Raw genomic sequence first — 23,493 nt, 5'->3', positions numbered from 1 at the left:
TTTCGTATAATGAATGAGAACGAAATTTTTTTCGATAAAGGAATGGTCTTAATGGAAATAGGAATGGTAGGTTTAGGAAAAATGGGATATCAGCTGGCACTTAACCTATTAGATAAACAACATAAAGTAATTGCACATGATGCAAATAAAGAGATATTAGCGAAAATAAAAACGGAAGGGGTTACAGCAGCTGATTCACTTGGTGAGTTAGTTCAATCACTGACACCCCCTCGAACTGTCTGGCTAATGTTACCAGCAGGTGAAATAACCGAGACTGTATTTACTGAGCTTCTGAGCAGTCTGGAGAATGGTGACAGAATCATCGATGGTGGAAATGCCCATTATAAAGATTCGATTGAACGAGGAAAGCAGTGTAAGGATAAAGGGGTTTATTTCTTTGATTGCGGGACAAGCGGTGGTACAGATGGTGCCCGTAATGGTGCCTGTACGATGGTCGGTGGAGATGCGGCTGTTTTCAAGGAACTCGAACCAATTTTTAACGATCTCACTGTAAAGAACGGCTATCTGTATACTGGCGAAGTTGGAAGCGGTCACTTCCTGAAAATGGTACACAACGGTATTGAATACGGAATGATGCAGGCAATCGGAGAAGGCTTTGATTTATTAGAGAAGTCACCATTTTCATACGATTATGAAAAGGTTGCCAAAGTATGGAACAACGGTTCTGTCATCCGTTCCTGGTTAATGGAATTGACGGAGAATGCCTTTTCTAAGGATTCTCATCTTGATCAAATTCGTGGTGTGATGCAATCTTCCGGTGAGGGAAAATGGACTGTAGAAACTGCACTGGACTTACAAACTGCTGCACCTGTTATTACACTCGCATTAATGATGAGATACAGATCACTGGAAGATGACACATTTACAGGGAAAGTTGTTGCAGCATTAAGAAATGAATTCGGTGGACATGCTGTTAGTAAAAAATAGTTTTGAAGGGATGAAAGTGTTATGTCAGATCAAATGTTAATATTAATTGCAATTGCAGGAATTTTCCTATTATTATTTTTAGTTATACGTACAAAGCTGCATGCATTCGTTTCATTATTAGTAGTAAGTTTAATTGTTGGTATTCTCGCAGGGATGCCTCTTGATCAAGTAATTGAAACAATGCAGGAAGGGATGGGCGGCACCCTTGGATTTGTAGCCGTCGTTGTAGGGTTAGGTGCCATGTTCGGTCAAATGCTTGAAGTATCAGGCGGAGCTGATCGCCTTGCGCGAACAATGATTAATAAATTTGGCGAAGACAAGGCACAGTGGTCATTAGGTATTACAGGATTTCTTGTTGCTATTCCGGTATTTTTCGATGTAGGTTTTATCATCCTTGTTCCAATTGTATACGGTCTTGCAAAGAAAACAGGCAAATCACTGCTTTATTACGGAATTCCATTACTAGCAGGTCTAGCTGTTACACATAGTTTTATCCCGCCAACACCTGGCCCGATTGCTGTTGCTGAATTAGTCGGTGCTGAACTTGGATGGGTAATCCTGTTTGGGGCGCTTGCAGGGATTCCATCAATGATTATTGCCGGTCCGTTGTTTGCCCGTTATATTTCAAAAAGACTGCATGTAGTCGTACCTGATTATATGAATACAGAAGAAGTAGAATATGATCGTGAGCTTCCAAGCTTTCCATTGATCGCAACAATTATATTAATTCCATTAGTACTTATTCTATTAAATACGTTTTCAGGAGTACTATTAGATGATGGCCATATTATGAAACAGATCTTTACATTTTTAGGTCATCCATTTGTAGCTTTAACTATTGCTACGATTCTAACGTTTGTCTTCTTAGGAACCAAACGGGGTTACACTCGTCAGGAAGTACAGGATATTGCAAATAAAGGATTGGAGCCTGCAGGTATTATCATTCTTGTAACAGGTGCCGGCGGTGTGTTTAAACAAGTATTAATCGACTCCGGTGTTGGTGATGTAATCGGGAATATGATGGCAGGATCTAATTTACCACCAATTTTGCTCGCCTTTCTTATTGCTGCAGCAGTTCGTGTGGCACAAGGTTCAGCAACAGTTTCGATGGTTACTGCCGCTGGATTAGTTTCACCATTAATTAGTATACTAAACTTAGAAGGTCCGGTTCTTGGTTTAATTGTTATCGCCATCGCTTCTGGTGCGACTGTCTTATCACATGTAAATGATTCCGGATTCTGGTTAGTAGGACGTTACTTCGGACTTGATGTAAAAGATACATTAAAATCATGGACTGTGATGGAGACATTGATTGGCCTTGTCGGATTAGGGGTCGCATTAATTTTAGGAATTTTTATCTCATAATTGAAAACCCTTCTAATATAAGGGATACCTCATTACAGTAGATCAAGAATATGTCTTTGCAATGAAAAAAAGAATGAGTCATGAGCTCATTCTTTTTTCATTACTCACCAGAACTGTTACTCCATAGATAATTAAGACTTCTTTATTCTCCAAAATCTCATCCCTACCGCTTTGATGATTAAAAATGAAAGCACAAAAAAGCAAATCTGAACAATAACTCTTTGTTCAGATCTACTTTTAATACAACCCTTTTATTTCATATCATTAATATTAAAGTTTGAATCTCTTCACTAAATCTTCTAATGTATTCGCCATGTCTGCTAATTGTTCTGATGCTGAAGCGATCTCCTGCATTGCAGCCATTTGTTCCTCAGCTGAAGCGGAAGTAGTATGGGCACTATCTGCCGACATCTTAGTTACCTTCTCCAGCTTGTTAATATTTTCAACAACCAGTTGTGTTCCTTCAGTTATATTTTCTGTAACTCCAGAGATATCCTGAATCTGTTGAACAATTTGCTGCGTTGATTCCTCTATATTAGTAAACGCTGAGGCTGCTTCTTCACTAATACGCAACCCTTGATTTAACTGATTGTGGACATTCCCCCGCATTGTTTCTGTCGCTCGCTCCACAATATGAATCATCTTCATAATGGTAGAATCAATACCTTCAGCTACCTCTTTAGACTGGTCTGATAGTTTTAAAATTTCATTTGCAACTACCGCAAATCCTCTTCCGTGCTCTCCTGATCTCGCCGCTTCAATCGATGCGTTTAATGATAACAGATTAGTTTGTTGAGCTATATCCCCAATCGCACTGTTCATGTTGATTGCTTCGTTGGATAATGCAGACAGTTCTACAATCATGTTGGAGGATTCCTGAACCGCTTCTAGAATTTTATCCATTTGTTCTCTTACATTTGTAATAGTTTCGCTACCCTTACCTACATCCTTATCGGTCTTATTCACAGTTTCCACAATAATTTGTACAGAATCTGCAATAGACTGAATGCCATCTGCCATGTTACCGACCGCTCCTGCAGTCTCTTCCGTTGCTTCTACACCGCTTGTTGCCGTTTCAGCTGTTTCCTGAATCGTATTAACCACATCTTCTACAGCTCTTGTTGTCTCTTCTGTGCTTAATTTAATGGAAGCAGATGATCCTGATAAAAGGTCGGATGCACTCTTCACATCTTTTACTACAGTTCGCAGTGAGTTAGTCATATCATTAAAGTCTTCCGCCAACAGCCCGATTTCATCTTTCCGCTTAATTTCAACTTGCTCGTTCAGATTCCCGTCACGAATATTTCTGGTACTTTTACTTAGTTTTTTCAATGGGACGGTAATCGAGCGAACAGTGAAAAATAACAGCAAAAATCCGAGTAAAATAGAAATGCCAAGCACAGCTAATACTGTTTTAAGAATAGGTGCTGCTGCAACATTATAGTCACTAAGAGCAATTAAACCAGTAACAGTCCAACCACTAGTTGACTCTGTTATTTCAAAAAGTTGTGTTGGCATTCCTAAATCTACATTTGTTATACTAACTTCTTCATTTGACGCGTTACCTGTTCTAATATCAAAATTTACTCCCTGACCAATTTCTCCAGCATCGAAAATAAAACCAGTCCCTGTGGCAATATGACCTGCACTATCCAGAATGGCCATTGTCCCTGTATCACCAAGCTTGGTTGCTTTCACAGATTCGGCTAATGGAGATAAACTTACTGCCAACTGGACTACTCCTTGCTGATTGGCCAATGGTTGAGATAATCTCACTACCCATTCATCATCAACTGTACTTTGTACCACATTAGAAATCGATATTTCTTGTGATTCTAGAGCAGAAGTATACCAAGTCTCTTCCCTTGGATCATATGCGCTTTCATCACTTGTCGGAGTACCTATAAATGAACCATCTTCTAGTCCTATTGTTACATCTACTAATTCTGCATTACTACTCACAAAATAATCCATGAATTCCCTAACGATCTCTTGTTCATTATCCAATGAATACCTATTGATGACATCTGTCAATGTATTTAGATTCATCATCGATCGATTTATAAATTGCGCAGTGTTACTTTCTACTAACTGAAGACTAGACTCCGTTCCATTAATTATTTTCTCTCTAACTTCGTCTCTTGCAGTATCATAGGAAAAATAACCGATAATTGACCCTGGAATAATTAATATCGCTAAAAATGCTGCGATTAATCTCGTTCGTATCAATCCACTTTGTCTTTTTATAATTAACCACCAGTTTTTTGGCTTCAAGCTAAGTTTCATGCTTACCCCGTTCCTCTCTAAGTTGTTTTTCTTCTCTACTTATATCGACGTTTTCCGACATTATTCAAGCGATTCCGCATAAATATTTCTCCCTCGCCTCTTAAAGACATGTTTATATCTTCATTCAGCGGGAAGCGTATATTATGTAACCAAACTAATTAAACTGGAGGGTATTATATTATGGATCAACAGAAACTTTTAGATACTCTACATGAATGTATGGCATCTTGTAACCACTGCTTTGATGCATGTTTGCAAGAAGAAAATATAAATAAAATGGCAGAATGTATCCGACTTGACCGCGAATGTGCGGATATTTGCAGCTACCTGGAGACAGCTATCTCCAGAAACTCGCCATTTGTTAAAGACTTAGCAGCAGTATGTTCCAAAATCTGTACGGCATGTGGAACGGAATGCGAAAAGCATGACCATGACCATTGTCAAAAATGTGCAAAAGCATGCTTTGCTTGTGCCGATGCATGTGAAGAATTTGCTCAGCAAATGTGATAGAGGAGGATGACAATTGCCTTGGGATACAACTGATTACCCCAGTTCACTCAAAAATCTGGATGAGCCCGTAAGAAATAAAGCCATTGATATTGCCAATGCCATGATCGATGAAGGATATAAGGAAGGAAGGGCTATTCCTATTGCTACAGATCAAGCAAAAGAATGGTATGAAAATGCCTCTGAGAAAGAAATAAACCAGGTAAAGAAAATGAGCGATGAAGATTTAAGGAGCAGAGGTGGCGATCAACAATCAAGCCGGCCAGAATTAATGGATAAAGGTGAACATGTGATTCCCCATGAGGATGGTTGGGCGGTAAAAGCCGAAGATGCCAAAAAAGCTTCAAATGTATATGATAATAAACAAGATGCCATTGACCGTGCAAAAGAAATAGCAAAAAATAAGCAGACACAGGTAATCATCCACAATAAAGATGGATCTGTTAAGGATACATTAAATGAGTAATATAAGTAAGAAAAGCGAAAAAGCTGATCATCTGATTTAATTATCAATGATCAGCTTTTCTATTATACTCACAGTAAACTTGCTTCACTTACATTCTGAGAACGTTAACTATACTGCTTTATTACATCTCTTAATTTATCTGCCACAAATAACGCTCCCTGTTCAATTTCAGATTTTGTAAATGACAGGCGAACATTCGATTCATCCATATCGAGAGCCTCAGCAAACAAACTTCCTAAACCTTTTACTCTTCTATCCACTTGCAGAACGAGCTCAATTCTATCCTCTTTTACAAAGAATACTGCCTCTAACTCATCCAGGTCTGAACGAAATTCAGGTGATGGACGGAATTCAAATTCCTGAATATATCCATGTCGTCTGGAATGCTCCATGTCCACCTTACGCAGCTCAAATCCTAATTCATGTGTAATAGCTCGCAGGACAGTGTCCATATAGATATGTGGGGTTACTTGTAAATAATCACGGTCATTTGGATCAATTGCTTGTGGGATGTCCAGACCTGTTTGAACCCATACTCTGGTTCGGTTAATTGTAGGTGGTGTATGAATCGGTAATTCAAACTCAAAATCAATTTCCTTTCTTTCCCCAGCGCCAATGGTAAACGATTCATTTAAAGCGAATCGGTGTAAGACAACTTTTTCATAATACTTCTTATCATCTCTTTCCCGTAAAGCCTCTGTCATTACAAAAAGATTAATACGGTCCACTTGCTGCTCTGTTCGGCCACCTTTGATTACGACTTTCCCTCTAAGCATATCCCCAGAACTTAATGTTTCATTAATTAACTGAGTATCTACCTCAGCACTACCTATCCCCGCACTTGCTAGCAACTTTTTAAACATTTCATCAATCCTCCAAAATATAATTAATTCTAAAGTTTTTATATATGCATTATGTTTAAATAACAGAACCAGATCATCTCTTCCATAATATCACTGGCATACTTTCTGTACGAATGAATTATCCAAAAAGTTTCAACTCCCTGAAAAAAAGAAGAGGGAATTATCCCTCCTCTCTTAATACTCGTTATAGAATTTCTGAATCTGATCATCGTCATCTGTTACTGTTAAAGCTAGCATTAGTAAGATTCTTGCCTTTTGTGCATTTAAGGAATCAGATGTGATGAAACTGTCTCTTGGTGAAACTGTACCTGTACCAACCCTGCTTGAAACAACAATTTCACTGCCACTCTCAATCGCATTCTGTGCCCCCTCTACATAGGCAGAAGACAATGAACCATTACCTGAGCCTACTATTACGATCCCGTCTGCCCCATTTTCTACAGCTCCATCAATCATATATCTTGGATTACTTTGATAGCTGTAAACAATGTCTACTTGTGGCAACTCCGTCACCTGAGAGATATCGAAAACTGTTTCTGCCGTATGTTTTCTAGTAGATTCATTATAATAGTAAGGTTTACCTCCAACAATTCTTCCTAAATATCCTTCTTCCGCTGCAGAAAATGTATCCACAACCGTTGTATTTGTTTTTGTAATATATCTCGCTGCCCCTATTCGGTCATTTAGTGCAACAAGTACACCTCTTCCTTTTGATTCCTGAGATGATGCAAGTAAAACTGCATTATATAAGTTTAATGGTCCATCTGCACTTACTGCTGTTGCCGGTCTCATTGATCCCACAACAACAACCGGTTTATCACTTTTCACTACTAAATTCAGAAAATATGCTGTCTCCTCCAGCGTGTCAGTACCATGAGTGACCACTACTCCATCCACATCATCACTTGCTAATAATTCATTAATCCTATTTCCTAATTTCAGCAGAATTTCATTCGTAATTTCCGGGCTGCCAACATTGGCAATCTGTTCACCAGATATATTCGCTATATCAGCCATTTCGGGCACCGCATTAATCAATGCCTCCACACTTAATTCTCCTGCTTTGTAATCTGTTGTATCAGTTCCTGAGTTTCCACTGCCTGCAATTGTCCCGCCTGTAGCGAGAATTGCTACATTTGGCAATTCCTCATTCTGACTTGCCGCTGATACACTTTCCATTGTTAACAGACCCGATTTACTTACATGATCTGTTCCTATGCCAGCACCCGGAAGATAAGGTGCTGCCAACATAATTGCAATTGTTAATGCAGTGGCAATAGATAGATAGATTTTTCTTGAAATTTTCATTATGTACTCCTCCTCTTATGTATGATAGATGTTACTTTACCATCCCTTTTCGGAAGAAGAACACAAAAATGTGAAATTTCCTGACAAGGTTTTTTTACATTGTCAGCTTTTAAATCAAACCGTATTTTTTGAAACTTTGAAAAAGTCCATTTTGATCTGGGGTAAAGGTGATATCATCTGCTATTTCCTTTAATTCTGATCTGGCATTTCCCATAGCGATACCATGCTGTACAAATGCCAACATTTCCAAGTCATTGAGACCGTCTCCATATGCAAATGTATCTGTACGGTTCTTTTTAAGATATTTCAGCACCCTCTCTATCGCGATAGCTTTATTGATTCCTTTAATAGATAATTCTCCGCTATTTTCGCCAAAAATCGGTACAGTACTGGGAATCACCTCAAACTTCGATTCAAATTCTTTTTGGATGAACTCAAAAGGCAGGTCTGATCCGAGGAAAGAAATCTTATTAATATCTTCCCTGATAAGATTTTCATTATCCTTTAATACTTGCTGGAACGGCCTCAAACCCTGTTCCATCTCTTCCTTCAGATCCGGCCTCTCTGCAATTGTCCGATTTATGATTTCTTCTATACGCAATTTGCAGTTTTCGCTTGCAAAAAGACCACCATTAGATTCCAGATAATAATCAACGTTATGATGATTGAAGAATCTAACTAAATGTTCTATTGCTTCTCTTTCAACAAACTGGTGGAAAATAACTTCATTTTCTACTTCTATATAACCTCCAGCAGCACCAATGATTCCATCAAATCCGATCTCTAATATATGATCGAATAATTCTGCTTTTGACCTTCCTGTACTAAGAAAGATGAGATGGCCATTTTCTCTAGCCAGATTGATGGCATTATATGCCGAATCAGGTATAATGCCACTATCGTTAGCCAATGTGCCATCTACATCAAGAAATATAACTTTCTGATCCATACGTTTCACACCTTCACATTTATAATTAAGCTTCATTACTTGTGCTAGATTTATTATAGAGATTGGTATAAGCAAGGTAAATATAATAGAAGGATTCCGTTCCGTATAACACATTTAGTCAATCGTTTCACAAATGTAACAGTGTGTTACTTCCCTGGAAATATGCTATAGTGATCTTAAGAAAACAAGAGGCAGGTAAATATTATGTCCATTTTTACCCATGAAATGATCGTTTCATTTAACGAGTTAGAAACTGCTTTATATAATTATATTTCACAAAATAGTGAGAAAGCAGCATATATGAGGATCCGTGAGCTTGCAGACGAGACACATGTATCAACTGCTACTATTTTGCGGTTTTGTCGCAAAGCAGGTTGTGAAGGATTTTCAGAATTTAAGATAAAATTGAAGATGAGTCTGGAGGAAAAGAAAAAAACGGTAATTAAGAGCCCGCAACACTCCATTACCGAGTTTTTTGAACGCACATTACATAGTGATTTAGAGTATAAGATGCAGGAAGCAGCAACTCTCGTTTCCGCTGCTGACAGCATCATATTTATCGGTACAGGAAGTTCAGGCATCCTGGCCGAATATGGTGCAAGATACTTTTCTGCAATTGGTAAATTCTCGCTTTATATAAAAGACCCGCATTTCCCTATCCACACGAAATTTCGGGATAATAGTGTAACAATCGTACTATCAGTATCTGGAGAAAATCCTTTTACTGTTACGCAAATTAACCAATTGAAAAAAGAAGGAAGTAAAATAATCAGTATCACAAATAATAAACTTTCCACGATCGCCAAAATATCTAATATGAACATTTCTTATTATGTAACTGAAGAATGGTATCAAGACTCCAATGTAACAACACAAGTCCCAGTTATATACATTCTTGAAGCGATCGCAAGGAAAATATCCCGTGAATAATGGGAGATATTCTGAAGAGAATCTGAGGTGCTTGATTTAGATCAGGGTGAAAGAGCCTTCCCGGTTAACCCAAATAATTAATCCTCAGCTTTAGATAGAAACATTGGAATAAAGAATAATGGATATATGAGTAAATATAAATTAACAGACCACCATGTTATATCGAAATCGCCGCTAAATGCCCAAAAAGCGATTGCCTGAAGCCCGGAACAGAATGTCAGTACAAGAGAAATTAACGCAAAGTTTTTCCAGGAGCTTTTCTTTTTTTTATATAAATATAAACTGAACAGACCAGTTACCGAAATGAAAATATCCAATGGAAAGAAAGACCAGTTCCATGCTATGATCATCTCATTATCATAATCTTTAAATGCCCATTCCTTTGGGATCCAACTAAAATAGGTTACAATCCAATAAATAATAAAACCAATATCAGTTACAAGAAAAAAAGGTTTTAATGCTTTCATCAGTTCCTCCAAAGTTTTTGAACAGGTTAGCATATCCATCCAATCCAAATGCCAACCTGTTCTTAGTGTATTTGTTCTATTCTACTTCACTGTATTCAGGCTTTGTCTGTTTAGCGACCTCGAGGTTTTCTTTAATTTTTGACTCATTTCTTGTCGATATGTTATCAAGCATCCCTTTTAAATCAACACCAGAGACATCTTTTAAAGTTTCCGGCAATTGGCTCATTAATTTCGTTACATAGCTGCTCATCCTTGTGGCACCATCACCGTCACCATTTCCATTATCTACAACTGTAACTTTATCAATTTTACTAACTGGCTCTGCAATTTTAGCAGCAAAGTCTGGAAGCATTTTGATAATCATTTCTAAAATAGCCGCTTCTCCATATTTCTCCATTGCCTCTGCCAGCTTTTCTTTTGCTTCGGCTTCAGCCAAACCTTTTTGTCTAATCGCATCGGCTTCCGCTTCCCCGTCAAGGCGGATTTGCGCTGCTTCTGCTTCCGCTTGCTTCACACGGGTAACTTTGTCTGCCTCGGCTTTTTGTTCCGTAGCATAACGTTCAGCCTCGGCCTTTTTAGATATTTCTGCTTCATACTGCCGTTGTTTACGCAGTACTTCTTTTTCATCAATCTCAATTTGCTTATTTTTCTCAACTAATTGAATTTGCATTTCTTCTTCTTTTACTTTTTGTTCTGCTTTCGCAGACTGCAGCTTATAGGCCATATCTGCTTCGGCTTTCGCTGTATCCTGATCACGCTTGTATTCTGCAATCTTCAATTCTTTCTCTTTTGTCGATTCTGCAATTTGTGTTTCACTTAACAATTCCGCACTTTTACTTTCTCTTTCTGCTGATGCTTTTTGAATTCTTGCATCACGCATCGCGTTGGCTTCAGCAATCTGCGCATCACGTTTTACTTCAGCGATTCGCGGCTTACCTAATGCTTCTAGATAACCATTTTCATCCTGTACATCTTTAATCGTGAATGAGACAATTTGCAGACCCATTTTCTTAAGATCAACTGCTGCTTGTGTCTGCACTTCCTGAGCAAATCGTTCACGGTTTTTGTAAATTTCCTCAACGGTCATCGTACCTAAAATTGCACGCAGATGACCTTCCAGTACTTCCTGGGCCTCTTTACGCAACTCGGAATTGTCTTTCCCTAAAAATTGCTCCCCTGCAGTAGCAATTCCCTCAGTTGTACTTTGAACCTTAATAATTGCCGTACCATCCGCCATAACGGGCACACCATTTTCCGTGTACACATTAGGTGTAGAAATATCTAAACTGTGAGAACGCAAGCTGATGTTCTCTGCACGTTGAAAGATTGGCAGAATGAACGCACCACCGCCATGGACAATTTTAATTCCCCCGCCATCATCCGTTCTATGTACGTTTTTACTACCTAGAAAACTCCCAGTAACAATCATTGCATCATCTGCACCAACTGTTTTGTAGCGTACCGCAAATAATATTGCAAATGCGATAATTACTGCAACTATTACACCAATTACTATGATAATGTCCATCATTTTCCCTCCTTAAAATTCATCAATCTCTGAAACATATAATATATGATCCTTCACTTCTACAATAACTACATTTTTCCCTTGTTTAATTTCTGTATCGTCAAAACTGATTGCTGTTTCACTTCTGCTGCCACTGGATGAAGAAACAAACACTTCGCCCATTCCTGTTGCAGGTATTGTTGTAATCACTTCGCCTATCTTCCCTTCTAAGTCATAGACAGAGATAGAAGTAGATGACTCAGCATTGGACATAGGTATTACAAGAAAATAATAAATCAGAAAATATGCCCCCAGTCCAAAAAGAATACTAACTGCGAGAACATAGAACTCTCCCAATCCGCTATATTTGCTCAGAAGAACCCCTGCACCTCCGATGACGGACAAGGTACCAAAAACCAGCAATGGGTTAAAAAAGTCACCAACTGTGTCGAACACACTCTCTAATATCCCATCTAAAATATTACCTAAGAATAAAGAAATAAGGGCAACGGCAAGACTCCCCAACAATAACCACCAGTAAATATCTAATGCTCCAATTAATACACCTCCCCTTTTTTGTTTCCAATATTACATACGAATGAACCATAGAAAAGGTTCCATATTCTATGTGTTATGGTAGTTATTTAACAGTTTTGGATATTTATAATCATAACATAGTTATTAAGCATATAACATGTTATGTTTCCATAAAGTGAGACTGCTGATCAGTGGGGATGGACATACTTTTGCGCTGTGGCAAGAAAAAAAGTGCATGGCTGGATACCAGGCACCTTGCTTATTTTACAAAACCATCATTCATTCTTGTTAACAGACTGACAGATACTCTTGATCATCCCTAAATGCATACCTTCGTGGTGAATGATAAAACTTAGGCATTCGCCAATTGTTGAGATAGAAAAACCAGTTGAAGTTGTATAGGTTTCCAGAATTGGCTGATCCACTTTCTCAGAAGAAAGGGAGTGGAGCCTTTCCAATTGATCCTCCAATAGTCCAATCAGTTCGTCTCCCGAAGGAGCCTCTTTATCCCAATTCTTTGGTGATGTGTCTGGACTGAACCATTCGGCAAAATGATCAGGAAAATTTGCTTTATTTCCTGTTAAAAGAAATACAATCTTCTCAAATGCGACGTAAATATGGCCGAGATTCCATTGAACATGATTGTTAAAACCAGAAGGGATCACATATAAGCTCTCCGGGTCTATATGTTTTACATATTCGATCGTACTTTCCCTTGCATACACTAACTGATTGATTAAATGATCCAATTCCCTCACAACCTTTTTCATAAATTTTGCAAAACGGTGCTTCCATTCCAAACACATCGTTTACCAGTTTAAAACAATATTACCATGATATTATATGAAAGGCATTAACTGAAAAATTCATTCTAAAGAGAAATAGTTTTGATCAGGGAGGAGTCAAGTGGAAATGGAGGTGAAAAATCCCCACCTATATAAAAACGGAGGGGATAATTCATATGGATCCAAAGATACTTATTTGTCCTCATCTCTTTCTTGCAACTCTTTACTTATCTCTGTTTGAAAACGTGCATTGTTTAATGTTGTAACAAAGTCTTTTTCCGACTGCTCTAACATATGGTGGACAAAGGGTTCAAGTGATGTGATTAAGACAGCAGCAAATACGGATACTGACAAAATTTCATAAGTGGTTTCCGCAAGCAATAACTCTCCTGTAATCCACAAGAGGAGTAAATGGAACGGCAAGTCTAACACTGTCGCCACTGTGTTGCTAACTTTCCTGAGGATTAAAATATCACCGATAATAAATGAAACGACTGTTAATATGGAAATGGTTATAAATATCTTTGATATGTCAGCATCATAAAACACACTAAAAGTTGATAATAACGTGATAGTTGTTACTAACAGTTTTAATCCAAATGATTTAAAATACCTCATGATACACCCTCTAATGTTAGTCTATTCTCTACCATTAATTTGTACGAGTGCTCATAATTTATTCATTATTTCTATACTGATTCAATTAAGCTTGCTTCATTATTTCTTGGATTATTTACATCTGCAGAGACCTGGTAAAATGACATCTCTTCTGCATCATAAGGTTTTAAAATGGACTTTAGCAGCTCCTTATCCTCAACAGCTGGATCAAGCCATAGCTCTCTGCATTGCTCATCAAGAATAACTGGCATTCGATCATGAATTTCACTCATTAAGTTATTAGGCTCTGTCGTTAAAATGGTACAGGTAACCATTTCTTCTCCATCCTTTACCCAGCGGTCCCATAACCCTGCAAAAGTGAAGACCTTTTTGTCATTAAGCATGATCCTGTAAGGAACTTTCTTACCATCTTCCCGTTTCCATTCATAGAAACTGTCAGCAATAATGGCACACCTTCTCCTGCTAAGCAGCGGCTGAAAGGAACGTTTTTCGTCAATGGTTTCACTTCGGGCATTAATCAATCTGGATCCGATTGAAGCATCCTTTGCCCAGCTTGGAATAAGGCCCCACCTGAAATATCCGGAGCGGTATCCATGATCTGAACCGACCATACCAAGCACACTCTGGGTTGGTGCTATATTATAACTCTCCCTATATTCACTGATACTAATACCAAGCTCGCTCTCAATCATTTCTTTAGAAATAGTCAAAGTAAATCTGCCACACATCAACCTCAACTCCTCTTCCTTATTTATTCAGTGAAAATAATACAAAAAAAAGAACCGGACCTCATAAATGATATGACTCCGGCTCCCCTATATAAAAAATGGCTATTCTTCCTTTACTATAACCTAAAATTGCTAACTAATCCAATTAATTTTGCAAATTATTTAAAAAAAGATTACTTTTTTAACAAAACCTTTTCCATACGAGTTAATATATGGATATACTAGAATAATGTGAGATTTTTTAAGAATGAGGATAAAGTAATCTCTTTCTCAATCTTTAAACTGTTGTCTGTAGCCGTAAACTGCACCAAGTAAATTAGCATGCTGCCTGTACTGACATAATTTTATGACAGGTTTTATTCTGGCTAGTTCGATCCGATTTATTATATCGTCCAGTTTTTCATTAATTTTTTCAATCAATTCTCCCCGTTCACTAATTCCGCCGCCTATCAGGATAACCTCAGGATCATAGATGTATTGAAGATTATATATTCCGACAGCCAAAAGGTGGTAGAAACGATCTACCGCTTCCTGACAAACGGGATCTTGATCTTCAGCCATCTGAAAAATCATCTCACCTGTCAGAAGGGCCGGATCGGTTTGCTTCGCTTTAGCAACTTTTTTGACTAATGCTTTTGTTGATGCAATTCTGCTCCACACTCCGTCATTTTCAATCGTATCAGGGTCTAACAGCATAAAGCCGAATTCTCCACCATGTAAGTTTGCCCCTTTATGAATCTGCCCGTTCTTAATCAACGCACCTCCGATTCCTGTCCCGATTACTGTTACAAGGAAATCACTTAACCCTGTTGCAGCTCCTTGCCACATTTCTGCATATGCCGCACAGTTTGCGTCATTCCCTAGAAAAACTGGTAAATGAACTTGGTTTTGAATCAACTCTTTTATATTGGGACCGTGTAAATACCGGACGGCACTAGAACCATAAATACAGCCGTGATCTGAAACAGCCCCAGGACTGCTGACAGCAATTCCTTTTACCTTCTGGTGATTGCCGTGAGCTTTATTTATTAACTGTAAAAGTCCCTCAAGAGTTGGAGGAGTAGGTTCTTTATAATCATCAAGGATCTTTCCTTCTTCATTAACGATCCCTATTTTGACAAATGTTCCACCAATGTCAATTGCTAAATAGGTATTCATATTCTTCACCTCTGACCAGGAAACCGGTACACTTCATTTGTTTACTGCATCATTTAATGCGTGAAACTCTCTCTCTGCAATGATTTGCTTATACCAGTAAGCGGATTTTTTCAAGTGACGATTCCGGTTATCCTCTAAATCAATTTCTACTAAGCCATATCTATTTTTGAATGCATTCATTGGAGAAACATTGTCTGAAAAGGCCCATAACATATATCCTTTACAGTTGGCACCTTCTTCTACAGCTTTCAGAAGCCATTTTAAATGTTCTGAGATAAACTCAATCCGATAGTCATCCTGAATCATATTCTCCTCATTTTTAAATCGCTTTTCATTTTCCACACCCATTCCATTCTCTGCAATAAACCATTCAATATTCCCATATTCCTCTTTTATTCTTGTCGCCATATCGTACATAATCTGCGGGAATATCTCCCATCCTCTGTGTGGGTTCATCTTCTTGCCAGGCATGTCAAATTTCTCATAATAATAAGCCGGATGAAACGGAACCGCATTATTCCAGGCAGAAGTTCTTGCCTGTACACGGTGAGGAAAATACAGATTTATCCCAACGTAATCGACCGTATTATTTTTTATTATAGAAAGTTCGTCTTCAGTGTGGTCAAAAGTAATGTCGTGTTTTTCCATTAATTCGAATAATGGAGCGGGATATTCTCCTTTTATAGCCGGATCTAAAAACGTTCGGTTAAAGAAGAGATCATACATTTCAGCTGCTTGCTGGTCATGTGCTGCAGTTGATCTGGCATAAGTTACTTCAGGGTTCAAGATAACACCAATCTTCGCACCCGTTTTTGCTTTTAAGTCTTTTTGCTTAAAAAGTTCGACGACTTTTGCTGTTGCAAGGCCTTTATGATAATTCCACTGCATCCATTTTTTTGTATTTTGTTCAAATGGCCATCGAATAGCGTCTAAATAAACACGTGTCTGCACAACTACAGGTTCATTGAAGGTAAACCAGTGTTTTACCCTGTCCCCATAACGGTCAAATACCTTCTCAGCATATTTAACAAAAAGCTCTACAACATGCTTTGACTCCCAACCGCCATATTTAGTAAACAGCTCGGCAGGCAGTTCATAATGCTCTAGACATATCATCGGCTCTACTCCATTGCGAAGAAGTTCATTGATCATATCATCTATGTAGTTAGCATATTCTTCGTCTACTGTTGCGTTCTCATAGTCTGTTAAAAAACGCGACCAGTTAATGGATGTTCGAAAATGAGATAAACCGATTTCCTTCATGAGCGCAATATCCTCTTTATATCGGTTTCTAAAGTCTGTCGCTACCGCTGGTCCGTACCCGTTATGCCATACATTCTTATTTTCCTTATACCAAAGATCTAAATAAGAATCCTGTGTATCCTTCTTTCCAGACCATCCTTCTGTTTGCCATGCAGATACCGCAGCACCTAACATAAAATCCTCTGGAATTGTAATTTTTAACTTTTCCATGATTTCTCCTCCTCTAATATCTTGTTATGGTTACTAGTAAGTTTTCGATATTCTGTTGGAGTCACCGATGAGAGTTTTTTGAAAACTTCTACAAAATACTTATATTCATTATATCCTATTTGTTCAGCAATCTCTCCTATTTTTAGCGGTGTTTCGGTTAATAGCTTTTTAGATTCTTCAATTCGAAGAAAATTGACATATTCATTAAAATTTTTACCCGTTTTCTGCTTAAAAAGTGAGCTGAAATAACTTGGTGAAATATTTATAACATCCGCTACTTCCTGTGCTTTAATATCCGACCTGAAATATTGATGAATATACTCTAATGCGCGATTAATCAGCCAGTCATTATTACCCCGCTTATCTAAATAAAACGCGGTTCTAATTTTTTTGAGTTCACTGTCTATCATCTCATACAGTTTTGGATATGAATCGATTAATAAAACATCGGGACTGTATGACCAGATCTGTTCAGATTCAGCTGCTTCCTTTTGTAAGACATTCTTGCAGTTGTGCATAATCCTAGTAACTATCTTTTCCGAAAGACGAATCACCTCACCTAATCGCAAATTATGATCCTCGAAATAATGGATAAGTTTATTTATGCTGGCATGTATTGTCTCCATATCATTATGGACGGTGGCGGTAAATAATGCTTCTTCTATTTGTTCAGGATGTTTATTCCACCTTCTCCTGTCAGGGATGTCTTCATATACCAAATGATTATTTTCCTTTATGGGCAGCTGCGCAAGAGACTGTGTCATCACATTTACGACTCGATTCAGCTCATTTATTCTTACCGGGAATGGGTAGTAATAAAAAAGCAACTCGTCATCGTGCAGTATTTTCTCATAATCTTTCGTGAATCCTGGGCTACGACCGTTACCGGAATCGTCTATAAAACAAGACAATAGAATATTTTCACTTATGAACAGGGATACTCCTGTTTTATTTTTCCTTGATACGTTTTTACTGATCTTTTGTTTCCAATCTTTTTTATATCCTTGCAGTTCACCTTCAGAAAGATGTTTACTAAGTTCCCAGTAGTTCTTTTTCATCGAAAAAAATATTTTAAGATTCTTAGTTTCCCATCCACTTCTGTCTGTTTCATTATTTAGCGTTTGTCCAAAGACTTCTTCTACAATCAGATTCAGCAGATTTTCCTGCTGGCGTTTTTGTGACTCCTTCTGCTCTTTGGCTAGTTTTCCAATCATTTTTTCGGTAAGTTCCATTAACTGGTCTACATCAACCGGTTTTAATAAATAATCCTCCACCCCTAGCTGAATGGCCCGCTGTGCATAACTAAATTCATCATAGCCACTTATCATAATAATTTTTGTTTGGGGAAAGTGTGCTGACACGTAACCGGCAAGCTGCAAGCCATCCTTATTAGGCATGCGGACATCTGTTATCATGATATCGAAACCGTTGTTCTCGTTTATCTTTTGAATTGCATCAACTCCGTCAAAAGCTGTAACAACGTTCTCAATACCTGCCTCGTTCCAGTTAATTGTGTTAAGCAAACCTCTCCGAATAACTGGCTCATCATCAACAATTAATAGGCTGTAGGTCATTTGTTTTCACCTGATTCTTTTTTATTTCCCTCCATTATGTCATACAAAGGTATCTTTATTTGAACCCATGCACCTTTTTCCACACTTTTCTGTTTTACCTCAGAGTCTTCACCTGTTGCCAAATTCAATCTTTCCTGGATATTCTCCAGTGCAAATCCATCGCGAATCTGGTCTGTATCACTTGCCGCAAATCCTGCGCCATTATCTATTACATCGATCAGTATATTTTTACCGAAAAGATAACATCTGATATAAATTTCACCAGTTCCTGAAAGATCCTTAAATCCGTGCAAAATGCTGTTCTCAACTACCGGTTGCAATAATTGTTTCATTATTTTTGTATCTTTTATCTGTTCATCATAATAAATACAATACTTTAAACGCTCACCCATTCTACTCCGCTGCAATTCTAAATAATTCTCAATATACAATAATTCTTCCCTTAATGTGACCCACATCCTCCCTTTGTTCAAATTCATTCGGAACATTTTAGATAAACGCTCGATCAGTTTACTTGTTTCCATTGCATTTTCCATTCGAGCAGTCCAGCGGATCATATCAAGCGTATTGTATAGAAAGTGGGGGTCTATCTGCGACTGTAAAGCTTTTAACTCAGATTCCTTCTGCTTAATTTTCAACTTATATTCACGGTCAATATATTTTTGAATAGTCACAACCATTTGATTAAATCTGGTTCCTAAACGGCCAATTTCATCTTTTGAATTCACATTTACTTTTGCCGAAAAGTTTCCTTTTTCCAATTGTTTCGTTTGCTCTGTTAACGCGAGAATCGGCTTAATATGCCATAAGTAGAACCCTATAAATGCAATAACACCAAGAATAGCCAGAATGATAACCATATAAACAATCAATGATCTTATATTATATAAACTTTGTACTACATCGTCCTGATTAACCATAATTACGGAGATCCAATTTGTCCCGGGGATACTCTGCTTCACAATCAGGAATTTTTCCCCATCTGTTTCATAAACAGAATTCTTCTTATTATGATGAACTACTAAATCAATTACGTCCTGCTCCGGATACAATTCACCTGCAAATTCACGGTTCGGGTGTAACACTACTTCGCCATTTTTCGCCAGAACAAAAAAATTTCCCTGCTGTCTTGCATCCACCTCTATTCTGTTGTATAACTGTTCTTCATCTAATCGAATCCTCGCCATACCAATTGGCTCAGAAATATGATTGATATCATTTATTATTCTCGTCAAGCTAATCACATGATGACTGCCGGACCAGTCACTGTAAAGTTCATACGTGTTGCTCCAGACCGGCTCCCCCTCATTTGCAACAGCCTCTCTTCGTAATGATAGTTCACTTCCCCTGACAGGATTGCCGAAATTTAGCACATCGCCATTTTCATTAATCAATTTTATGGAATCGATGTATTCATTGCTCATAATTTGAAAGGTAAAGAAACCTTTAATATCATTTTCTGCCTCCCTAGCCACAATGACATCTTCTTCAGGGGTTGTGAAGAATGTGCGAAAACTCTCATCATAAATCATGAAGGAAGATATATTTTCGATTGTCCGCAGATTCTCCAGTAAGTTTTCATTGTTTTTTTCTAATCTTGCATTAATATTTTCTATTGCCTGATCCTTAAAGACATCTGTTGCCTGATAATAGATTAAGCTGCCAAAAAGAATAGTAGGCAAGGTAATCAAAACAAAAAATACAAAGATAAATTTCTTTCTTAAGCTCCAATGTCGAAACATACACATCACCTTTTGTTATTTACCTATCATACTATCCTTTTACAGCACCTGCTGTCATGCCTTTTACGATTTCTTTTTCCAAAAGGAGATAAAAAGCAATAATTGGGATTAACGACATGGTAAGACCTGCCATCTGCGCACCGTAATTGGTTGTAAATTGCCCGGCAAAACTGGCTAGACCTAATGGTAATGTTTGCAGATTAGGATCATTGATCAAGACAAGTGCAAAAGAAAACTCGTTCCAGTTATAAATAAAATTCAATATAATCACTGTAGCTAAAGCAGGTCGTGACATTGGCAGAATAATCGACCAGAAGATCCGGAATATCCCGCATCCATCCATAATGGCTGATTCTTCAATATCTTTTGGAAAAGCCTTCATGAAGCTTGTCAAAATAAAAATAGTTATTGGCAAGTGGAAAGCGATATACGGAAAAATTAATGTAACAGGAGTATTAAGCAACCCTAAATTTCTCATCAAAATAAACATTGGAACTAATGTTGCATGGATCGGAATCAGCATCCCAAAAATAAAGAATGTGTATACAACCTTATTCAGTTTGAAGGTAAATCTTGAAAGAAAGTATGACGTAAATGCACCGATCAATACAGTTAAAAAAGTTGCTGTAAGGCAAATAAAAATACTGTTAGTAAACAATGTCCCCAGATTGGCAGTATTCCAGGCACTAATGTAATTTTCAAAAACTAATTCCTGTGGAAGACCGAATTGATTTGTAGCAAATTCCTGTTCTGACTTAAACGAATTAATAACCATCCAGATAATTGGATATGCATTCACAATCGCAAATATAATGAGAATGAAGTAGATAACAGGCTTCTTGATGGGGAACTTTTTTCTCAGTGCACCCTTTTGCTGTTCTAGCTTTTCATAAGTTGACTGCATCAGTTCGCCCTCCTTTCTAGAGCATTTTTCTTCCTAATAATTTTGTTACTGTATAAATTAAAATCAGACTGAAGAAGAAAATAATGACAGAAACCGCACTGCCGTATCCATATTGTAATTTACTAAATGTCTCATTAAACATATATAATGCCATTACGTCAGTAGAATGAGCCGGACCGCCATTTGTCATAACGTAAATGAGATCAAATGTCTTTAAGCTGCCTGAGATACAAAGAATAACTGCTACGATAATCGTATCCCATATCATTGGGATGGTAATACTCCATGTTGTCTTCCATTCCGAAGCTCCATCCATTTTAGCTGCTTCCAATACTTCTTCCGGCACGTTTTGCAATGCTGCTAAGAATATAATTAAATATAAACCTACAAATTGCCAAATGACTGTCACCAATACTGCAATCATCGACCAATTCGAATCACCAAGCCAATTTTGCGCCAAAAAATCGAGGCCAGCTGTCCGAAGCAACTCATTAATTAAGCCGTTTTCGGAATTATAAATTAGACTCCAAGTGATGGATATAACGACCGTTGAAAGAACTACTGGTAAAAAGCCGATCGTTCGGAAAATTTTCAGGCCTTTAATCTTCCTGTTTAATAATAAGGCAATAAACAAGGCAATTGGGACTTGGCCCAGTACAGAAGCCAAAACAACATATATATTATTTTTCATCGAATTCCAAAACAATGGATCCTGAAATAATTCAATGAAGTTTGCCAGCCCTACATATCGCATATCCGAAAATCCATCCCATTCCATAAAGGAATAATAAAATGATTGTAAGATAGGCAGGATAGCAAAAATCAGGTAAATGATTAATGCTGGCAATATTCCGACAGTAATGGCGATTGTTCTATTTCTTGCTGCATGCATCCATTTCACCTCCAATATGAGTCACAGGCTGCTAATCTGTTTAAATTAGCAACCTGAATACTGCATTATTATTCTGACTCCAGTTCCTGCTGCATCTGTGCAGCTAGTTCTTCCGGTGTCATTTCTCCTAATGTAATGGACTGTAATCCATTATTAATCACATCTGTTAACTCAGGCGTTAAGGTCGCATCATACACAGGAGCCAAACCACCTTGGGCTAATTTGTTCGCTTCCTGGAAAACCTGCGGAATGTCTTCTCCAATTTCCACATCTGCTGGGACAATGATATTTGCATCGATTAATTGCTGATACATTTCATCACTGTAGAAAAATTTCAGAAATTCAAATGCTGCCTGCTGCTCTTCTTCCGTTAACTTACTGTTAAGAGCAATGCCCCCGCCTGCTACACCTGCGATTTTTTGCGGATCTCCCTCTCCACCTGCAAAGGATGGAAATGGCGCTACACCGATATTATCAATATTCTCTACACTATCTAAAATCGGACCAATCGCCCAAGAACCTGCAAAATGCATCGCTGTATTTCCACTGATAAAGTTATTACGGGCCTGAGCTTCATCTAATGTGTTCATATCAGAGTTAAACGCATTCATTTCAGTTAACTCCTGGATAACAGCCAAAGATTTAATAAACTGCTCATTTTCAAATGAACCCTCTCCATTTAATACATCTGGCAGAAAATCACTTCCGGTGAATCTGTCAGCAATTGTTGATATATAAATAGATTGAAGCGGCCAAATACCTTTATTCCCTAAAGCAATTGGTGTGATATCCTGGTCATTTAATGACTGAATTAATGTTTTTAACTCTTCATACGTTGCTGGAAATGTGTCAAACCCTGCTTGTGCAACCATTTCTTTATTGTAGAAAATCAGGCTGGTTTCACTAACATTCCCAGGAATCGCATATTGATTTCCGTCTACTGCATAATCTTCCATAATAGCTTCCGGAATATATCCTTTCCAATTATCTGTAATATCGTTTAATGGCAGAACGGCATCTCCTTCAACTAATGGCTGAATTCTTGCTCCAGGCCATACACGAAACATGTCTGGCAATTGCTGGCCCGCTGCCTGTGTACGAAGTTTGGTTTCATACTGATCGTGCGGAATTGCTTCAATTACTACTTCAATATCATCATGCTGTTCATTAAATTTCTCTACCATGCTTTTATACGCTCTGTTTTCCGGTCTGTCTTCTGTCCAGTCATTCCATAGTGTCAGTTCAATAACGTCATTACCTGACGTTTCCTGACTTTCGCCACTGCTGCAAGCCACTAGTCCCAACATTAATCCAAAACTGATAATAATGATAAATGATAGCTTTCTCATTCTCTTTCCTCCCTTTTTAATAGCGCTTACATAGATTGTAACGGTTTCCTGTTCATTCGAATATCCAATTATTTATTAAAACATCCAAATTTTTCACCAGTTTTACCGGGGTTAATTAAAAATACAAAAAAAACTCG

22 protein-coding genes are annotated in these 23,493 nt (G+C 37.8%); 5 read left to right on the top strand and 17 right to left on the bottom strand.

Annotated elements, in window-relative coordinates:
- Positions 1–51: 51 nt before the first annotated feature.
- Both gnd and BMW36_RS04900 read left to right on the top strand, forming a co-directional pair.
- On the top strand, positions 52–948 hold the full coding sequence (gnd, locus tag BMW36_RS04905) for a phosphogluconate dehydrogenase (NAD(+)-dependent, decarboxylating) (RefSeq protein WP_089739621.1): 897 nt from the start codon (positions 52–54) through the stop codon (positions 946–948).
- Positions 949–969: 21 nt separating this feature from the next.
- The gene (locus BMW36_RS04900) at positions 970–2,313 is read left to right on the top strand and encodes a GntP family permease (protein WP_089739619.1); all 1,344 of its coding nucleotides are present in this window, start codon (positions 970–972) and stop codon (positions 2,311–2,313) included.
- Between the two features lie 270 nt (positions 2,314–2,583).
- Here the strand turns inward: BMW36_RS04900 and BMW36_RS04895 are convergent, their stop codons facing one another.
- On the bottom strand, positions 2,584–4,599 hold the full coding sequence (locus tag BMW36_RS04895; RefSeq protein WP_089739617.1) for a methyl-accepting chemotaxis protein: 2,016 nt from the start codon (positions 4,597–4,599) through the stop codon (positions 2,584–2,586).
- Between the two features lie 180 nt (positions 4,600–4,779).
- On the opposite strand from BMW36_RS04895, the gene BMW36_RS04890 reads away from it, so the two are divergent.
- Complete coding sequence (locus BMW36_RS04890; RefSeq protein ID WP_089739614.1) at positions 4,780–5,106, top strand: four-helix bundle copper-binding protein; 327 nt, start codon at positions 4,780–4,782, stop codon at positions 5,104–5,106.
- Positions 5,107–5,122: 16 nt separating this feature from the next.
- Positions 5,123–5,572, top strand: coding sequence for a DUF2188 domain-containing protein (locus BMW36_RS04885; RefSeq protein ID WP_089739613.1), 450 nt, complete (start codon positions 5,123–5,125; stop codon positions 5,570–5,572).
- A 104-nt stretch (positions 5,573–5,676) separates the two neighbouring features.
- Here BMW36_RS04885 and BMW36_RS04880 read toward each other — a convergent pair whose 3' ends face one another.
- The 3 genes from BMW36_RS04880 to BMW36_RS04870 all read right to left on the bottom strand — a co-directional run bounded on the left by BMW36_RS04880 (position 5,677) and on the right by BMW36_RS04870 (position 8,692).
- Complete coding sequence (locus BMW36_RS04880) at positions 5,677–6,435, bottom strand: sporulation protein (protein ID WP_089739611.1); 759 nt, start codon at positions 6,433–6,435, stop codon at positions 5,677–5,679.
- Positions 6,436–6,609: 174 nt separating this feature from the next.
- On the bottom strand, positions 6,610–7,743 hold the full coding sequence (locus BMW36_RS04875; protein ID WP_089739609.1) for a type II asparaginase: 1,134 nt from the start codon (positions 7,741–7,743) through the stop codon (positions 6,610–6,612).
- Between the two features lie 109 nt (positions 7,744–7,852).
- Positions 7,853–8,692: a Cof-type HAD-IIB family hydrolase gene (locus tag BMW36_RS04870; protein WP_089739608.1), complete on the bottom strand. Its 840-nt coding sequence runs from the start codon at positions 8,690–8,692 to the stop codon at positions 7,853–7,855.
- A 210-nt stretch (positions 8,693–8,902) separates the two neighbouring features.
- On the opposite strand from BMW36_RS04870, the gene BMW36_RS04865 reads away from it, so the two are divergent.
- Positions 8,903–9,622: a MurR/RpiR family transcriptional regulator gene (locus BMW36_RS04865; protein ID WP_089739900.1), complete on the top strand. Its 720-nt coding sequence runs from the start codon at positions 8,903–8,905 to the stop codon at positions 9,620–9,622.
- Positions 9,623–9,699: 77 nt separating this feature from the next.
- On the opposite strand, the gene BMW36_RS04860 is transcribed toward BMW36_RS04865, so the two are convergent.
- From BMW36_RS04860 to BMW36_RS04800, 13 genes are all read right to left on the bottom strand, one after another.
- On the bottom strand, positions 9,700–10,089 hold the full coding sequence (locus BMW36_RS04860) for a YvaD family protein (RefSeq protein ID WP_175480355.1): 390 nt from the start codon (positions 10,087–10,089) through the stop codon (positions 9,700–9,702).
- Positions 10,090–10,165: 76 nt separating this feature from the next.
- Positions 10,166–11,620: a flotillin lipid rafts scaffold protein FloT gene (locus BMW36_RS04855; protein ID WP_245711589.1), complete on the bottom strand. Its 1,455-nt coding sequence runs from the start codon at positions 11,618–11,620 to the stop codon at positions 10,166–10,168.
- Between the two features lie 9 nt (positions 11,621–11,629).
- The gene (locus tag BMW36_RS04850; protein WP_483866641.1) at positions 11,630–12,139 is read right to left on the bottom strand and encodes an NfeD family membrane protein; all 510 of its coding nucleotides are present in this window, start codon (positions 12,137–12,139) and stop codon (positions 11,630–11,632) included.
- 269 nt (positions 12,140–12,408) lie between these two features.
- Positions 12,409–12,882, bottom strand: coding sequence for a DinB family protein (locus tag BMW36_RS04845; protein WP_089739898.1), 474 nt, complete (start codon positions 12,880–12,882; stop codon positions 12,409–12,411).
- A 228-nt stretch (positions 12,883–13,110) separates the two neighbouring features.
- On the bottom strand, positions 13,111–13,536 hold the full coding sequence (locus BMW36_RS04840; protein ID WP_089739602.1) for a DUF2512 family protein: 426 nt from the start codon (positions 13,534–13,536) through the stop codon (positions 13,111–13,113).
- A 71-nt stretch (positions 13,537–13,607) separates the two neighbouring features.
- Entirely contained in the window at positions 13,608–14,264 is a 657-nt protein-coding gene (locus BMW36_RS04835; RefSeq protein ID WP_089739600.1) for an SOS response-associated peptidase, read from the bottom strand.
- A gap of 270 nt (positions 14,265–14,534) precedes the next feature.
- On the bottom strand, positions 14,535–15,422 hold the full coding sequence (locus BMW36_RS04830) for an ROK family protein (protein WP_089739598.1): 888 nt from the start codon (positions 15,420–15,422) through the stop codon (positions 14,535–14,537).
- Positions 15,423–15,455: 33 nt separating this feature from the next.
- A complete protein-coding gene (locus tag BMW36_RS04825) occupies positions 15,456–16,895 on the bottom strand; it encodes a glycoside hydrolase family 1 protein (RefSeq protein ID WP_089739596.1) in 1,440 nt (479 codons plus the stop codon).
- The gene (locus BMW36_RS04820) at positions 16,883–18,469 is read right to left on the bottom strand and encodes a response regulator transcription factor (protein ID WP_089739594.1); all 1,587 of its coding nucleotides are present in this window, start codon (positions 18,467–18,469) and stop codon (positions 16,883–16,885) included. The genes BMW36_RS04825 and BMW36_RS04820 overlap by 13 nt, the downstream gene beginning before the upstream one ends.
- Positions 18,466–20,211, bottom strand: a complete 1,746-nt coding sequence (locus tag BMW36_RS04815) for a sensor histidine kinase (RefSeq protein ID WP_175480354.1) — start codon at positions 20,209–20,211, stop codon at positions 18,466–18,468. The genes BMW36_RS04820 and BMW36_RS04815 overlap by 4 nt, the downstream gene beginning before the upstream one ends.
- A 31-nt stretch (positions 20,212–20,242) precedes the next feature.
- Positions 20,243–21,115 (bottom strand): carbohydrate ABC transporter permease, encoded by an 873-nt coding sequence (locus BMW36_RS04810; RefSeq protein ID WP_089739591.1) that lies wholly within the window; start codon positions 21,113–21,115, stop codon positions 20,243–20,245.
- Between the two features lie 16 nt (positions 21,116–21,131).
- Entirely contained in the window at positions 21,132–22,007 is an 876-nt protein-coding gene (locus BMW36_RS04805; protein WP_089739589.1) for a carbohydrate ABC transporter permease, read from the bottom strand.
- Positions 22,008–22,075: 68 nt separating this feature from the next.
- Complete coding sequence (locus BMW36_RS04800) at positions 22,076–23,356, bottom strand: extracellular solute-binding protein (protein WP_089739588.1); 1,281 nt, start codon at positions 23,354–23,356, stop codon at positions 22,076–22,078.
- Positions 23,357–23,493: the final 137 nt, after the last annotated feature.

Origin of the sequence: Gracilibacillus ureilyticus (assembly GCF_900111195.1) — a bacterium.
GTDB lineage: Bacteria > Bacillota > Bacilli > Bacillales > Amphibacillaceae > Gracilibacillus > Gracilibacillus ureilyticus.
The sequence above is the reverse complement of the archived record's forward strand: the minus strand, read 5'-3'. Positions and strand labels throughout refer to the sequence as shown.

Bases quoted from the DNA above. Each gene is read 5' to 3' on its own strand.
- BMW36_RS04840 (WP_089739602.1), bottom strand. From the start codon at position 13,536: ATGAGGTATTTTAAATCATTTGGATTAAAACTGTTAGTAACAACTATC.
- BMW36_RS04875 (WP_089739609.1), bottom strand. From the start codon at position 7,743: ATGAAAATTTCAAGAAAAATCTATCTATCTATTGCCACTGCATTAACA.
- BMW36_RS04835 (WP_089739600.1), bottom strand. From the start codon at position 14,264: ATGTGTGGCAGATTTACTTTGACTATTTCTAAAGAAATGATTGAGAGC.
- BMW36_RS04855 (WP_245711589.1), bottom strand. From the start codon at position 11,620: ATGATGGACATTATCATAGTAATTGGTGTAATAGTTGCAGTAATTATC.
- BMW36_RS04820 (WP_089739594.1), bottom strand. From the start codon at position 18,469: ATGACCTACAGCCTATTAATTGTTGATGATGAGCCAGTTATTCGGAGA.
- gnd (WP_089739621.1), top strand. From the start codon at position 52: ATGGAAATAGGAATGGTAGGTTTAGGAAAAATGGGATATCAGCTGGCA.
- BMW36_RS04805 (WP_089739589.1), bottom strand. From the start codon at position 22,007: ATGCATGCAGCAAGAAATAGAACAATCGCCATTACTGTCGGAATATTG.
- BMW36_RS04810 (WP_089739591.1), bottom strand. From the start codon at position 21,115: ATGCAGTCAACTTATGAAAAGCTAGAACAGCAAAAGGGTGCACTGAGA.
- BMW36_RS04860 (WP_175480355.1), bottom strand. From the start codon at position 10,089: ATGAAAGCATTAAAACCTTTTTTTCTTGTAACTGATATTGGTTTTATT.
- BMW36_RS04870 (WP_089739608.1), bottom strand. From the start codon at position 8,692: ATGGATCAGAAAGTTATATTTCTTGATGTAGATGGCACATTGGCTAAC.
- BMW36_RS04830 (WP_089739598.1), bottom strand. From the start codon at position 15,422: ATGAATACCTATTTAGCAATTGACATTGGTGGAACATTTGTCAAAATA.
- BMW36_RS04800 (WP_089739588.1), bottom strand. From the start codon at position 23,356: ATGAGAAAGCTATCATTTATCATTATTATCAGTTTTGGATTAATGTTG.
- BMW36_RS04880 (WP_089739611.1), bottom strand. From the start codon at position 6,435: ATGTTTAAAAAGTTGCTAGCAAGTGCGGGGATAGGTAGTGCTGAGGTA.
- BMW36_RS04895 (WP_089739617.1), bottom strand. From the start codon at position 4,599: ATGAAACTTAGCTTGAAGCCAAAAAACTGGTGGTTAATTATAAAAAGA.
- BMW36_RS04815 (WP_175480354.1), bottom strand. From the start codon at position 20,211: ATGTTTCGACATTGGAGCTTAAGAAAGAAATTTATCTTTGTATTTTTT.
- BMW36_RS04890 (WP_089739614.1), top strand. From the start codon at position 4,780: ATGGATCAACAGAAACTTTTAGATACTCTACATGAATGTATGGCATCT.
- BMW36_RS04825 (WP_089739596.1), bottom strand. From the start codon at position 16,895: ATGGAAAAGTTAAAAATTACAATTCCAGAGGATTTTATGTTAGGTGCT.
- BMW36_RS04900 (WP_089739619.1), top strand. From the start codon at position 970: ATGTCAGATCAAATGTTAATATTAATTGCAATTGCAGGAATTTTCCTA.